We start from the raw sequence: 15,060 nt of genomic DNA on the forward strand, positions 1-15,060 counted from the left end.
GGTCGCTCTGTTCGGTTCTGGACGTTGAGCGCGCACTTCACCCTCAGCCATTCATGCCTGCTCCGGGGCAGGCACGGAGGAAACTGCAACAGGGCCCTGTTCCAGCGTGCGCGAAGACGATGCAATATATCGCCGAAGGCTAGACTATGCCACTCGACATCACCCATGCCCCTTGCTTGGAGTCCGCCCGTGACCTTGCCACCGCTCGCCCCGCTACTCGAACGCCTTGTGCCGATCATCCGTGCTGCCGGCGATGTCGTGATGAAGGTCTACGCCACCGATTTCGCCGTACGTGGCAAGGACGACGCCTCTCCGGTGACCGAAGCCGACGAGCGCGCCGAGGCGCTGATCCTGCCTGCCCTTCAGGACCTGCTGCCCGGCGTGCCGGTGGTGGCGGAGGAGGCTGTCGCTGCAGGACGAGTACCCGAATTCGACCGCCACTTCTGGCTGGTGGACCCGCTCGATGGCACCAAGGAATTCATCGGCCGCAACGGCGAGTTCACCGTCAACGTCGCACTCATCGAGGACGGCAACCCGGTGCTGGGAGCCGTGCTCGCGCCCGCACTCGACCGCCTCTTTCTCGGCGCCCACGGCGTGGGCGCATTCATTGAGGAAGGCGGCGCACGCCGTCCGATCCGCTGCCGGCATAGCCCTGCGGCGGGGCTCACGGTCGTTGCCAGCCGCTCACACGGCGATGCTGCGGCGCTCGACGCCTTCCTTGCCGGCCGTCCGGTTGCTGCGCTGAAAAGCGCGGGTTCTTCGCTCAAGCTCTGCCTCATCGCCAACGGCGAAGCCGACCTCTATCCGCGCCTGGGCCGTACCATGGAATGGGACATCGCCGCCGGACACGCCGTGCTGGCAGCTGCCGGCGGCAAGGTACGCACGCTCGCCGGCGACGCGCTGCGCTACGGCAAGCCTGGCCTGGACAACCCGCACTTCGTCGCCAGCGGCCTGGACTGAGTGGCCACCGCGACCCACGCATGACAGCTCACCTCGTCCTCGGCTCGATCGGTCTCCTGCTGGCGCTGCTGATTCACGGCCGGATCAGCCCGGCGATCCTGTTCGCGAGTTGGGCCGGCATCTACCACCTGCTCGGTCTGGCCAGCCAGCAGGCCCTGCTGTCGAGCTTCTCCAACCCGGCGCTGGCCACCCTGATCCTGCTGCTGCTGGTATCGCTGGCACTGGAGCGCTCTCCCTTCCTAGACCTGCTCTCCCAGCTCCTGCTCAAGGGGCGCACCCGCCTGGCGACCCTCAAGCTGGCCACTTTCAGCAGCCTTGCCTCGGCCTTCATGAACAACACGGCGGTGGTCGGCGCCTTGCTCGGCACCATCACCCAGCAGCACCGGCACCCGGCCTCGAAGCTGCTGATTCCACTCTCCTACGCATCGATCCTTGGCGGCATCACCACCCTGGTGGGCACCTCGACCAACCTGGTGGTCAACTCCTTCGTCGTCGAAGCAGGCCTGCCGGCCTTGCACATGTTCCAGTTCACGCTGGTCGGCCTGCCGGTGGCGCTTGCCTGCATTGCGGTGCTCACGCTCAGCGCCCGCCTGCTGCCTGCGAACGCCTCGACCGGCAACGATGTACGCTCGGCCTACTTCCTCGAGGCCCGCGTCATGCCCGGCTCGCCGATGATCGGCCGCAGTATCGAGCACAACCGCCTGCGCAACCTCGAGGGACTGTTCCTGCTCGAGATCGAGCGTGAGGGTCGGCTGATCTCGCCCGTCGGGCCAGCCGAACTGCTGCACGCCGGCGATGTACTGGTATTCACGGGCGAGGTGGACAAGGTGCAGGCCCTGCAGCGCTTCTCCGGCCTGGCGGTGTTCGGTGCCGGCGCCGACGCGCTGCTCAAGTCCAACCTGGTGGAGGTCGTGCTGTCGAGCGAATCGGACCTTGCCAACCGCACGCTGCGCGACGTCGATTTCCGCACCATGTTCGACGCCGGGGTGGTAGGCATTCGCCGCGGCGACAAGCGCCTCACCGGGCAGCTCGGCCGCATTCCGCTGCGCGTGGGCGACAGCCTGCTGCTGGCGGCGGGGCCGGACTTCTTCCAGCATCGCAACCTCGACCGCAACTTCCACGTACTCAACGGCTCGGGCGTACGCCCGAAGATGAGCCCTGCGCAGAGCACGGCCGCGCTGACGGGCTTCGCGCTCGCAATCGTGCTATCGGCGGTGGGCGTGCTGCCGCTGTTCTCGGGGCTGTTGCTGCTGCTCGCCGGCCTGCTCGCCAGCGGCCTGCTGACCTTGGGCGAAATGCGCCGGCGATTTCCTTTCGAGCTGCTGGTGGTGATCGGCTCGGCGCTGACGATCGCCGGAGTCGTCGAACGCTCGGGCGCCGCTGCACTGATGGCGGGCTGGATGCGCGCCCTGTTCGATGGCTACGGCGTGTATGCAGCACTGGTCGGCGTGTATCTGATCACCATGGTGCTCACCGAGCTCGTCACCAACAATGCGGCGGCAGCCCTCGCGTTTCCGATCGCGCTGGGTACGGCGCGTGCGTTCGGCGTCGATCCGACGCCTTTCATCATGGTGGTGGCCTATGGCGCCAGCGCCGGTTTTCTGATCCCTTTCGGCTACCAGACTCACCTGATGGTGTATTCGGCCGGCCGCTACCGCATGCGCGACTTCCTGCGCGCAGGCTTGCCGGTGAGCCTGACCTATGCTGCGGTTGTGCTAGCCCTGGTGCCGGTGTTCTTCCCGTTCAGGCCGTCGTAGCCGGCACGCCGAACGATCGCCTCAGCCCTGCTGGCGGGCGGTGAGGCGTTCCACGAAGTCGACCACGGTGGCCACCGACGCAAACGAATTGCCATCGACCTCGTCGTCGGGGACCTCGATACCGAAGCGGGCTTCGATCTCATGGATCACGGCGATCACGGCCATCGAGTCGAGCTCGGGCAGATCGCCAAGCAAGGGCGTGTCGGCGCTGAAGCCCAGGGCGCGACCATCGAGGCTGAGCACCTCGTCCAGCAGCGCCAGCACTTCCTTCAGAATCTGTTCTGACATCTTCTCTCCCTTGCGGACCACGCGCGCGCACGGCAAGCCAGCGCGAAAACGCGCGCATTATACTTCCGCATCCGGTGCGAATTGCGCACTGCGACAATTCAGACTCATTCAAAAAGAGCAGCAATGCACGCCAGGCACCTCCTTCATCATCTCGTTTCCGCCCCAGCCGTACACGCCCCGGAGCGCATTGCACTCGTAAGCGGCTCGCAGCACATCAGCTATGGCGCGCTGCAGACGAGCATCGACGGCTTTGCAAGCGGCTTGGCAGGGCTGGGCCTGGCGCGCGCCGAACGGGTCGCGATCTACCTCGACAAGCGCCCGGAGTTCGTCGCCGCCGCCTTTGGCTGCAGCGCCGCCGGCGGAGTGTTCGTGCCGGTCAACCCCATCCTCAAGGCCGATCAGGTCGGGCACATCCTGCACGACTGCACCGTCCGCGTCCTGGTCACCACGCCGGAACGCTTCGGCGCCCTGCGCGCCACGCTGGCAGCTTGTCACGACCTGCGTCATGTCGTGCTGGTCGGTCGCCCCGCAGAGCGTCCGCAGCTCGATGGCCTGTCGCTGCACCTTTGGGATGAGCTCGTGGCCGCCCCGTCCATGGCCGGGCACCGCGTCATCGACACCGACATGGCGGCCATCCTGTACACCTCGGGCAGCACCGGGCGACCAAAGGGCGTGGTGCTCGCGCATCGCAACATGATGGCGGGCGCGCGCAGCGTTGCCTCTTACCTCGGCAACCACGCCGACGACACCCTGCTCGCCGCGCTGCCGCTGTCCTTCGACGCCGGCCTGTCGCAGCTCACCACTGCCTTCCATGCCGGTGCCCGCGTGGTGCTGCTCAACTACCTGATGCCGCGCGATGTGCTCAAGGCGGTCGAGCGCGAGCGCGTGACCGGACTCACCGCAGTACCACCGCTGTGGATACAACTGGCACAGCTTGAATGGCCCGCCGGTGTCAGCGAGCACCTGCGCTACTTCGCCAACACAGGCGGGCGCATGCCACTCGACACCCTCACCCGCCTGCGCGCGCAGCTACCTGCAAGCAGCCCCTTCCTGATGTACGGGCTCACCGAGGCATTCCGCGCGACCTACCTGCCACCCGAGGAGATCGACCGCCGCCCCGACTCCATCGGTAAGGCCATCCCCGATACCGAGGTGCTGGTATTGCGCGAGGACGGCAGCGAATGCGCCCCCAACGAGCCTGGCGAACTGGTGCAGCGCGGCGCGCTGGTAGCGATGGGGTACTGGAACGACCCCGAGCGCACCGCCGAACGTTTCCGCCCCCTGCCGCCGCGCGCGCCCGGACGCGAGCCCGGCCTGGTGCTACCGGAGATTGCCGTGTTCTCGGGCGATACGGTACGCCGCGACGAGGACGGATTCCTCTACTTCATCGGCCGCCGCGACGAGATGATCAAGACCTCGGGCTACCGCGTGAGCCCCACCGAGATCGAGGAGATCCTCTACGCCACCGGCATGGTCGGCGAGTGCGTCGCCTTCGGCCAGCCGCACCCCACGCTGGGCCAGGGCATCGCCGTGATCGCAACCCCCCTGCCCGGTACCACCCTCGATACCGCGGCACTGCTGGCCGAGTGCCGCGCACGCATGCCCGCCTACATGGTGCCGACACGCATCGAGCTGCGCTCCGGTCCGCTGCCGCGCAACCCGAATGGCAAGCTCGACCGCAAGGCGCTCAGCGCTGACTGAGCTGCCACCCTCCTGCCAACCGCATCGCCACTGACACCGCCATGCCCGCCTCCACTCCTGCCGCCAAAGCCTCGCCCGTACACGCCGCCATGGACCAGTTCGCGGTGCGCGACGGCGAACTCCTGGTCGGCGGCATCCCGCTACGCAGGCTCGCCGCCCGCGTCGGCAGCACCCCTTTTTACGCCTACGATCGCACGCTGCTGAGCGCGCGCGTGGCACAACTGCGCAGCGCCCTGCCCAAGGGGATCGAGCTGCATTACGCGATGAAGGCCAACCCGATGCCGGCGCTGGTCGGCCACATGGCGCCCCTCGTCGACGGCATCGACGTCGCCTCGGCGGGCGAGCTGAAGATAGCGCTCGACGCCGGCACCGACCCCCGGTGCATCAGTTTTGCCGGGCCGGGCAAGCGCGACGCCGAACTGCGCCAGGCGGTCGCTGCCGGCATCCTGATCAATGTCGAGTCCTTCCGCGAGCTCGCGGTGCTTGCCGAAACCTCGCAGGCGCTTGGGGTGCCGGCACGCGTGGCCGTACGCGTCAATCCGGACTTCGAGCTCAAGTCATCGGGGATGAAGATGGGCGGCGGCCCCAAGCCCTTCGGCGTCGATGCCGAGCAGGTACCGGCACTGCTGCGGGCGATAGGCAGGGCGGAGCTCGCCTTCGAGGGCTTTCATCTCTTCGCCGGTTCGCAGAACCTGAAGGCGGAGGCCATCGTCGAGGCCCAGCAGAAGAGCTTCGCGCTCGCCCTTCGCCTGGCCGAGCACGCACCGGGGCCGGTGCGCACGCTCAATCTCGGCGGCGGCCTCGGCATCCCCTACTTTCCTGGCGAGCAGCGCCTGGATCTCGCCCCCATCGGGACAGCGCTGGGCAACATCGTGGCCGAGGCAGCGACCGCGCTGCCCGGGGCAGCCATCGTGCTGGAACTCGGCCGCTACCTCGTCGGCGAGGCAGGGATCTACGTGTGCCGCATCACCGACATCAAGGTCTCGCGCGGCCACACCTACCTGGTCACCGACGGCGGGCTGCATCACCACCTTTCGGCCAGCGGCAACTTCGGCCAGGTGCTGCGCAAGAACTACCCCGTGACGATAGGCACCCGCATGGGCGAGCCTGCGGCCGAGGCCGTGTCAGTAGTCGGCCCGCTATGTACGCCGCTCGACCTCATCGCCGAGCGCATGGCTCTGCCGCAGGCCGCGGAAGGCGACCTGGTGGTGGTGTTCCAGTCCGGTGCCTACGGTGCATCGGCCAGCCCACAGGCCTTCCTCGGCCACCCAGGCGTAGCCGAGGTCCTGGTATAGCGGCGCCGGCGTGGGTCAGAAACCGCAGGACTGCTGGCCGGGCCGCACCGTGGCGTCGTGAACCTCGTCGCCATTGCAGAAGCTGTAAAGTCCGCCACCGTTGCTGACGACGCGGTAGGTGTAGGTGCCACCGGAGCCGTAGTTGTAGACCATGCGCGCGTTGGCGCCCGTGCCATTCACGCTCCAGGAACCGACCTGCTTGGTCGGGTCGACCGGGTCGGTGGGCCCCTTCTTCCAGTCGACGAGCGCCCCCCCCGCCTGGTGAAACGCCTGCCAGCGATTGCTGCCTCGTGCCGCGCAGACGGTGTTGCCGGAGAAGGTGCTGTTCAATTCCGTATGATTCATCGTGTTGTTGGCCGGGCATGCCGCGAGAGCCTGGCCCGAGCCCACTACACCAAGGACCGCGAACGCGGCCGCCGCACATTTGAATGCCTTCATGTCTGCTCCCTCGTGAGTTCGGATCGCGCCGGGTCTGGCGTCAATTTTCAAGATAGCAGTTTGCAGCGCGGCGTACGACAATTGAACCTCAACGCCGCAGGAAAAAGATCACACGATGCACGATCCGCGCTCCGCCGCCCCCGCCAGGGCCTGGCAGCACGCCCGAATCGCCCTGCTGTGGGCGGTTTTCGTCGCCTACGGCAGCCTGGTGCCGCTGGAGTACCGCCCACGCGAGGACGCCTGGCAGGCATTCATGAACACCCCCTGGCTGGACCTGGGCGTAGGCTCGCGTGCAGACTGGGTGGCAAACATCCTGCTGTACATCGTGCTCGCCTACTTCGCCACCGGCGCAGTGTGGGCGAGCCGGATGGGACGTGCGGCCCGCGTGCTCGTGCTCATGGTGGTAGTCACGGCAATCCTGGCGATGGCCGTGGGCATCGAGTACCTGCAGTTGTTCTTTCCGCCGCGAACGGTCTCGCGCAACGACCTGCTCGCGGAGGGCCTGGGCACCGGGCTGGGGCTGGCGCTTTGGTTCGTCGCCGGGCAGCGCATCGCCGGGCTGTGGCAGCGCTTCGTCCATGGCGGAGCGCACAGTCTGCTCGCCGTGCTGGGGCTGTACGCCCTCGGCTACCTCGGCTTGAGCTTCTTTCCCTACGACTTCCTCGTCAGCAGCGAAGAGGTTGCGGCCAAGCTCGCCCGCCCCGACAGTCTCAGCCTTGGCCCAGGGCTGTCCTGCGGTGCAGCCTTCACCTGCGGGGTGAAGTTGCTGGTGGAGGCCGTACTGATGGTCCCCGTCGGGCTGCTGCTGGCGCTCGGCCTGAAGGCGCGCTCGCCCGGCCGGCGCAGTCCTGGCCTTGTCACCGGGGTTGTGGCGGGCGCCGCCGTCGGGCTGCTCATCGAGGCAGTGCAGATCGTGCTCGCCTCGGGCACCACCCAGGGCATTTCCATCCTCACCCGCGCGCTCGGCATGGCTTGGGGAGTGGCACTCGCGCGCAGCCACCCGCTGCAGTGGCTGCACTACTCGCCCGCCCGGCTGTTACGCTGGAGCCTGCTCCTGAGCCCCGTCTACCTTGCCTTGGTGCTCGCACTCCACGAAGTGCTGCCGCTGGCGCTCCAGCCTGCCTGGGCAGCCACGGAGAAGCTCGAGACGCTGCGCTTCCTGCCTTTCTATTACCACTACTACACCACCGAGACGGCCGCGGTGCGCAGCCTGCTCTTCGTCCTGGGGAGCTACGCGCCAATCGGCCTGGTCGCCGCACTCGCCTTTCCCCGCCTGCAAAGGGGGGCAATGATCCTCGCCGTGCTCGTAGCGCTCGCGCTGTGTTTCGGCGTCGAGGTCTTGAAGCTGTTCACCGTGGGCAAAAAGCCCGATCCGACCAATCTGCTGATCGCCGCGAGCAGCGCCTGGTTCATGCACTGGGTCGCCAGCCGCATCCTCGCGCTGATGCAGGCCCACGCGACCACGTCCCATGCCACCGCACACGATGAGGGCCTTGGTTACCCCGCACGCACCGCAAGCGCGGACTGGCGCAAGGCCCTACTGGTCGGTGTGCTGCCGGCAGCCCTGATCATTGCCGGTGTGGCGCTGACCGTACCCGATGCGCCGCCTGCCGCCGGCGCGAACACGCCCAGCGTCACGTACCCGCCACCGTCGGCGCTACCAGGGCCGCAGTTGCCCGGCTTTCGCATGGCGCACCCCCGCCTGCCACATCCGTCTCCCGCCGACATCGCCACCCTGCGCGCAAGGAACCCGCGCCTTCTGGAGCAGTTGTCCTCTGCCGCACGCAACAATCCCAATGCCATCAACGCCATCATGCAGGCGGGCTTCATCCAGCCGGGGGTGTTCAACCTCGCCCCCCTGCATGCGAGATTGATGGAAACGCGCTTCGTCGACCGCGGACACGGCCAGGTCATGCCACTGGCAATCGCCTACGACTGGCTGCACGACCAATGGACCGCAGCCGAGCGCGACGCCCTGCGCGACAAGCTCGCCGAAGGCTGCGACTATCTCATCGACGTCATCCGCCGCGACCAGCTGTCGCCCTACAACGCCTTCCTCTACAACGCACCGCTGCAGGCGTTGATGGCATGCAGCATCGCGCTCTACGGCGACCACCCGCGTGGTGAAGCGCACATGAGCTTCACCCACGAACTCTGGAAGAACCGCGTGCTGCCGGTGTGGCGCCAGGTTTTCGGCAACAGCGGCGGCTGGCACGAGGGCGGCGAATATGTCGCCGTAGGCATCGGCCAGGCCATCCACACCCTGCCCGCGCTATGGCGCGCCGCAACGGGCGAGGACCTCTTCGCCAGCGAGCCAGGCATCCGCGGCTTCCTCGACTTTCTTGTCTACCGCACCCGCCCCGACGGCACCCACATGCGCTGGGGCGACGGCGCCTGGTTCAATCGCCACCCCAGCGATGCGGCAGCTCTGGCGCTGGAGTTCCGCCACGCCGCAGCCTATTCGCTGGTCCCGCCAAAGGGCGGCCCGGTGCCAACGGGCTGGCCCTGGGGGCCGCTGTCGGACGATGGCCTCATCGACCCGCAAGCCGCCGCGCGCCTGCCACTGGCCAAGCTCTTCGACGGCATCGGCATGCTCATCGCCCGCAGCGACTGGAGCGAGCACGCAACCTGGGTGAGCTTCAAGGCGGGTGACAACTTCTGGTCGCACAGCCATCTCGACCAGGGCGCCTTCACAATCTACAGCGGCGGCCCACTTGCCATCGACAGCGGCTGGTACGGCCCGGCCTACGGGTCGGAACACCACATGAACTACGCCTACCAGAGCATCGCCCACAACCTCGTCACCGTCACCGACCCTGCCGACAACCAGCCGGGCCCTGGTTTCGACCACGCCAACCCGCGCCACTACGCCAACGACGGCGGTCAACGCCGCATCGGCTCGGGCTGGGGCGTCGACGGCGCACCGCTCGACGCCAAGCAATGGGCACAGCGGCGCGAGACCTACCACACCGGCCGCATCGTCGCGCACATGGCCGAGGACGACCTGGCAGTCGCCGTTGCCGACATCACACCGGCCTACACCAACAGTCAGTCGGGGCGAGGCAGCTTTGCCGACCGCACCCGGCGTGTGGAGCGCATGTGGCGGGTATTCGGCTACGACCGCATCAACAATGCGGTGGTCGTATTCGACGATGTCGTCGCAACCCGGGCCGAGTTCCGCAAGCGCTGGCTGCTGCACTCGATCGAGCCTCCCATTCTCGGCCCCGACCGCTTCGACCTCTTCATCCCGGCCAATCAGAACCCAGGACGCAGTGGCGGTCGCCTGCACGGCTACGTGCTGCTGCCACGCGAGCCGATGCTCAACAGCATCGGCGGACCCGGCTTCGAGTTCTTCGTGGACGGCCGCAACTACGATCAGGACGGCAGCGCACAAGCGGCCATCGCCCAACTCGGCCACGGCCGCGCCGAGCCTGGGGCCTGGCGGATCGAGCTGATGCCACTGCGCGACGCTCGCGAGGACCAGTTCCTGGTCGTCATGTTCCCAACCGCAGCGGGCGCCAGCCCCGCCGCCAGCGTTCGCCGTATCGAGGCCGATGGCCGCATCGGCGCCGAAATCGCAGGCCCCGAGCGCACCACGCGCTGGTGGTTCACGCCTGGCCAGCTCGGCGCCACCGTCGAGGTCGTCGGCGGTAGCACGCACCACCTCAACGAGTAGCAGGCTTGCCGCATTGGGCCAGACGTGCGGCGGTTTGCTGCAAGCGCGGCGCCAGCCGCGAGCTTCTCGTCGCCCCACCCAAGCCGCATCGCCTTCAACCCCTCGCGGCTCGCGCCGCTCCCACTGGGGGAGCGAGCCGCGTTGGGCTTGCTGTAGGAGCGGCGCCAGCCGCGAGCTTCTCGTCGCCCCGCCCAAGCCCCATCGCCTTCAACCACTCGCGGCTGGCGCTGCTCGTACGGGGGCTCTCGACAGCCGGCCCCGGGGAAACTGGAAGTACAATAGCGGCTCGATGCGTCCAATGAAGCACCTGCCGAATGACCGCCATGCCCGATCCTGACGCCATCCGCCACGCACTGCGGCGGGTGATCGACCCCGAAGTCGGAATGAACATTGTCGATCTGGGGCTCATCTACCGCATCGAGTGCGGACCGGGAACGGTCCACATCGACATGACCATGACCTCACCGGCATGTCCGTTGGCCGACGTGATCCTGGACGAGATCGACGCGGTTCTCGATCCGCTGCTGCCGCCCGAGATCGATATTCGCGTCGATGTGGTGTGGGAGCCGCCGTGGAGCCCAGACATGATGGCCTCCGACGCCCGCGACCACTTCGGCTGGAACAGATGACCGCACTGCCAGCGCCGGCGCGCATCCCGCTGCTCATCCTCGGTCTCGCGGCGCTGCTTACGGGCGTGCTCGCCGGACTCGCCCGACTGGGCGTGGACGTTCCCAGTATCGCTGCCACCCAGGCCGGCACGCATGCGGCCTTGATGATCTGCGCGTTCTTCGGCACCGTCATCAGCCTGGAGCGCGCAGTCGCGCTCGACGGGCTGTCGGCCTATCTCGGCCCAGCCGCCGCGGGTACAGGCGGCGTGCTGCTCATCGCCGGCGCCCCGCTATGGGTGCCGCAGTCGCTCTTCGTTGGTGCGGCGCTGGTGGTGCTGCTCGGTAGTTTTCAGGTCATGCAGCGTCAGTTTGCGCTCTTCACCGTCATGCTTGCGCTGGGTGCGGTGTGCTGGCTGCTGGGCAATCTGGTGTGGTTCGTCAACGGCGACCTGCAAGGGGCGGTGCCATTCTGGCTGGCCTTCCTGGTCGTTACCATCGCAGGCGAACGCCTGGAGCTCACGCGCTTCCTGCCCGTGCGCCGCGCCGCCGCGCCGAGCTTCATCGCCCTTTCGTGCCTGGTCCTCGGCGGCATGCTGTTCACGCCCGTCGAACCGGAGCACGGGCGCATCGCCTTTGCCGCCGGCCTGCTCGCACTGGCGGCATGGCTGCTGCGCTACGACATCGCCCGCCACAACGCGAGTCAGCAAGGCCTCACGCGCTTCATCGCGATCTGCCTGCTATCGGGCTATGTGTGGCTTGCCACCGGAGCGATTGCCGGGCTGGCTGGCGGCTTCACCCCCGGGCACGCGCTCTACGACGCCGCCATGCATGCCGTAGCGCTGGGCTTCGTGTTTGCCATGGTGTTCGGCCACGCACCGATCATCTTCCCCGCGGTGGTGAAGGTGAAGATTCCCTACCACGCGGCCTTCTACCTGCCGCTGACGCTGCTGCACATCTCGCTCGCCCTGCGCGTGTTCGGCGACGTGGTCGACAGCCTCGCACTGCGCCAGTCGGGCGCAATTGCCAATGCGGCGACGCTGGCGGTGTTCATTGCCACGATGCTGTTAAGCGTGGCGCGCGGAGCATGGCAACCTGCCAAGAGCAAACGCAGCAGGGCACGCCTCACGCCAGGCGGCTGAGCCTGCCGGCAACGCCAGGGGCGTGAAATCGTTCCACGCCTGCACCACACCATTCGTCTAACCTCGCGGGACATCTGCATGGGCCGGCGTGGTCTTCCACGCTCGACGCCCGGCTCCGAACCATGCGCGACGCAGCATTCGTCCCGCCCGACGACAAGACACGGTAATGCCGGCTCGACAAGAGAAAATCAAGATCTGCTTCGTGACCGGCAGTGCGGGCGACTGGGGCGGCGCCAGCCGTGTGCTGTACACGAATCTTCGCCACATCGACCGCAGCCGCATCGAACCGATCCTGCTGCTGCCGCGTGACGGCCCCATCGTCGCCGAACTGAACCGCCTCGGCCTGCGCCATCACATCTGGGGCAGTCCGACTGAGCCTGGTCAACGGCTCGGCTTCGCACGCAACCTGGTACGCGCGATCAGGCTTTTCCGGCGCGAGAAGGTGCGGCTGGTTCACTTCAATAACCGCCCGTGGCGATCGGCCGAAGCCCTCGCCGCACGTTTGCTTGGCATCCCGATCCTGCTCCATTTCCATGTGGTGAATGAAGCCATCAGCCCGGTGGTGCGCTGGGCAAGAGGCGTAGTCGTGGTGTCCAGGTTCGTGGGCCAGGCCTCGGTGCCTGCGGCCCTGCCCAAGCATGTGGTACACAACCCCGTCGACTTGCAGCGCTTCCGCCTTGGCCGCTCGATACGCGAAGCACAAGGCATCGAAGCAGGTCGAGTCGTGGTGAGCTTTGTCGGGCAGATCCGCGACATCAAGGGCGTGCAGGACTTCATCGCCATGGCACGCCTGATCAAGGCCCCCGATCTCGTCTTCCTGATTGCCGGCGAGTGCCGGGACCCCAAGGTCTTCCCTGGCGCCTACAGCGAGCACGACGTGCAGGGGATGGCCGGGGGCGATCCGCGCATCCGCTACCTCGGCTACATCACGCGGGTCGAAGACGTCTACACGAGTTCCGACATCGTCGTCGTCCCGTCACGCTGGCAGGAGCCCCTGGGGCTGATCGCGATCGAGGCAGGCGCCTGCCGCAAGCCGGTGATCGCGACCCGCGTCGGCGGCCTGCCGGAGATCATCGATGACGGCCGCACGGGCTATCTGGTGGCCCCGGAATCCCCGCACGAACTGGCCGAGGCCGTCGAGCGCCTCGTTGCCGACCCCGACGCCAGGCATGCGATGGGAGAGGCCGCGTACCTGCGCATCACGCAGCACTTTGCCGAGCAACCCGTCGCTGCATTCGAGGAGGTGCTCGTACGCCATGCGGCAGGCACACTGTCATGACGGCGGAAAGGTCGTCCTCTACGGCGCAGACGCTCGACATCAGCAACCGTGATGCCATAATTCACGGCTGCGTCATGACGATGCGGGCACAATGCGCTCCGCAACATCGGAGCCCTGCATGAATGGCATTACCTCCGTAGAGCAGCTCGTGCAGCCCCATCCGGTCGCATGCAGGCGCTTCAAGCGGCGCTTGCCTGCATGCGTCCGTCACTTTATTGATCCGCAGCGATTCGCAGCTTTTGCCGGCCGCGCAGGCAAGACCGGTTGCGGACGACACCGGAAGCGAGTCCTCACCGAAGAGCGCAGTCGATGATCTCAACCCCAGCGGCACATCTGCATGCCGAAGGCGCCTGCGGGCATATGCGCGCTCGCACTGTCATTGGCGCTGAACAACCACGATACCGAAACTGCATGCTCCTCCCGAACCATTCACCTCGCAACATGCTTCTGGCCTCATGAGCGCCGCAAACTCGATCCGGGCCGGGATCAAGTGGCTGATCACTGGCAGCTTGGGTACGCAGATCCTGCAGTTCGCATTCGGGATCGCGCTTGCACGCCTGCTCGTCCCCGAGGACTTCGGCTTCATCGTCACGATCCAGATCTTTACCGGCTTCGTGGGACTCCTCAGTGGCGGAGGGATGGGACAGGCACTGGTCCAGTCGAAGGATGCGAGCGCGCGGGATTTCGATGTCGTATTCACGGCGCAGTTGGCGGTTGGCGCCCTCATCTTCATTGCGTTCTATTTCGCCGCCCCCTGGTTTGCCACCACCTTCGGAAACCCGTTGTACACGGACCTGGTGCGTGTCTCGGCAATCAGCTTCCTGTTGCGCCCCTTCGTCAATACGCGCGCGAGCGCACTGCATCGTGAGATGCGCTTCAAGGAGCGCTCCCTGATCGGCCTTGTGGTGGGCGTCCTCACGGGACTGGCGAGCATCTGGCTTGCCATTGTGGGCGCAGGTCCGTGGAGCCTGATCCTGTCGGGGATTCTGGGTAGCCTCATCACGCTTGTACTGCTTGACCGCGTCAGCGATCGTCGTCCGCAATTGAGCGTCGACATGGCAGTGGCAAGACGGCTGGGGGCTTATGGCATCAAGGTCTCCCTCAATGACCTTGCCTCGTACTTCACCAAGCAGGCGAGCAACGCCATTATCAGTCGCGTCTCAGGCCCTTCCGCGGTCGGCCTCTTCAACAAGGGCGAAAGCCTGGCCTGGCTGCCATTCTCGACCGTCAGCGGAGCGGTATACGAAGCCGTGTTTCGTGCGATGGCAAAGGCTCAGGACCGTCCGGACGAGGTCAGGTACCTCTTTTACCGCATGATCATGCTGATGGTCGTCTACACCCTGCCGATCTATATCGGCCTGGCCTGGATGGCCGAGCCCTTCATGCACTTCGTCTACGGCGAAAAATGGCTACCTTCGGCCGACCCCTTGCGCATCGTCTCCCTCGCCGGCCTGCTGATCTGTATTGGCCACCCCTGCGGCGCAGTCCTTGCCGCCATGAACCGCCTGGGCAGGGAAGTATGGATCCACACGAGCCAGGGGCTGCTCGTGGCCGCGGCATGCTACTACGGGCTCCAGGCATGGGGTCTCGTCGGTGCAGCCTGGGGCATTTTTGCTGGAATCGCGTACTCGACCCCGGTCATGTACTACCTGGCCACGCGATGCTTCCAGAGCTCCTTCGCCCACCTTGTCAATGCGCTCGCACCGGGTCTGAAGCTCAATCTGCTGTTCCTCGGCATGCTCGCAGTGGGCCATGCCATCCTGCCTACCGGTTGGCGTGACACCCAGCCGGCCCTCTACATGCTGATTGTCGGAGGCTCCGCCGGGCTGGCCTACGCAGCGGCGTTCCTGTTCATTCCCCTCAACGCGCTTGCAGACGAGAGCCTGCGTTGGCGCCGAACTCTTCGCCTCGCGCGCTAA

11 protein-coding genes are annotated in these 15,060 nt (G+C 66.7%); 9 read left to right on the forward strand and 2 right to left on the reverse strand.

Annotation, left to right across the window (positions count from 1 at the left end; translation table 11 throughout):
• Window positions 1-165 precede the first annotated feature (165 nt).
• On the forward strand, window positions 166-960 hold the full coding sequence (cysQ, locus tag C662_RS07465) for a 3'(2'),5'-bisphosphate nucleotidase CysQ (RefSeq protein WP_051018553.1): 795 nt from the start codon (window positions 166-168) through the stop codon (window positions 958-960).
• A 20-nt stretch (window positions 961-980) separates the two neighbouring features.
• Entirely contained in the window at window positions 981-2,717 is a 1,737-nt protein-coding gene (locus tag C662_RS07470) for an SLC13 family permease (RefSeq protein ID WP_002926827.1), read from the forward strand.
• 21 nt (window positions 2,718-2,738) lie between these two features.
• Here C662_RS07470 and C662_RS07475 read toward each other — a convergent pair whose 3' ends face one another.
• The gene (locus C662_RS07475; RefSeq protein ID WP_002926828.1) at window positions 2,739-3,005 is read right to left on the reverse strand and encodes an acyl carrier protein; all 267 of its coding nucleotides are present in this window, start codon (window positions 3,003-3,005) and stop codon (window positions 2,739-2,741) included.
• A gap of 123 nt (window positions 3,006-3,128) precedes the next feature.
• Between C662_RS07475 and C662_RS07480 the strand changes: the two genes are divergently transcribed.
• Both C662_RS07480 and C662_RS07485 read left to right on the forward strand, forming a co-directional pair.
• Window positions 3,129-4,706 (forward strand): acyl-CoA ligase (AMP-forming), exosortase A system-associated, encoded by a 1,578-nt coding sequence (locus C662_RS07480; protein ID WP_002926829.1) that lies wholly within the window; start codon window positions 3,129-3,131, stop codon window positions 4,704-4,706.
• Window positions 4,707-4,747: 41 nt separating this feature from the next.
• Window positions 4,748-6,001: a pyridoxal-dependent decarboxylase, exosortase A system-associated gene (locus C662_RS07485; RefSeq protein ID WP_443080826.1), complete on the forward strand. Its 1,254-nt coding sequence runs from the start codon at window positions 4,748-4,750 to the stop codon at window positions 5,999-6,001.
• Between the two features lie 15 nt (window positions 6,002-6,016).
• Here C662_RS07485 and C662_RS07490 read toward each other — a convergent pair whose 3' ends face one another.
• On the reverse strand, window positions 6,017-6,439 hold the full coding sequence (locus tag C662_RS07490; protein WP_002926832.1) for a hypothetical protein: 423 nt from the start codon (window positions 6,437-6,439) through the stop codon (window positions 6,017-6,019).
• A 115-nt stretch (window positions 6,440-6,554) separates the two neighbouring features.
• On the opposite strand from C662_RS07490, the gene C662_RS07495 reads away from it, so the two are divergent.
• The 5 genes from C662_RS07495 (at window position 6,555) to C662_RS07515 (ending at window position 15,060) form a co-directional block, all read left to right on the forward strand.
• Window positions 6,555-10,115 (forward strand): VanZ family protein, encoded by a 3,561-nt coding sequence (locus C662_RS07495; RefSeq protein WP_002926834.1) that lies wholly within the window; start codon window positions 6,555-6,557, stop codon window positions 10,113-10,115.
• Window positions 10,116-10,429: 314 nt separating this feature from the next.
• A complete protein-coding gene (locus C662_RS07500) occupies window positions 10,430-10,744 on the forward strand; it encodes a metal-sulfur cluster assembly factor (protein ID WP_002926836.1) in 315 nt (104 codons plus the stop codon).
• Window positions 10,741-11,862 carry a hypothetical protein gene (locus tag C662_RS07505; protein ID WP_002926838.1) on the forward strand — a complete coding sequence of 374 codons (1,122 nt, stop codon included), beginning with the start codon at window positions 10,741-10,743 and terminating at the stop codon, window positions 11,860-11,862. The genes C662_RS07500 and C662_RS07505 overlap by 4 nt, the downstream gene beginning before the upstream one ends.
• A 166-nt stretch (window positions 11,863-12,028) precedes the next feature.
• Window positions 12,029-13,141: a glycosyltransferase family 4 protein gene (locus C662_RS07510; protein ID WP_002926840.1), complete on the forward strand. Its 1,113-nt coding sequence runs from the start codon at window positions 12,029-12,031 to the stop codon at window positions 13,139-13,141.
• Window positions 13,142-13,596: 455 nt separating this feature from the next.
• The gene (locus tag C662_RS07515; RefSeq protein WP_002926841.1) at window positions 13,597-15,060 is read left to right on the forward strand and encodes a lipopolysaccharide biosynthesis protein; all 1,464 of its coding nucleotides are present in this window, start codon (window positions 13,597-13,599) and stop codon (window positions 15,058-15,060) included.

This window comes from Thauera sp. 28 (assembly GCF_000310145.2).
GTDB classification, from domain to species: domain Bacteria; phylum Pseudomonadota; class Gammaproteobacteria; order Burkholderiales; family Rhodocyclaceae; genus Thauera; species Thauera mechernichensis.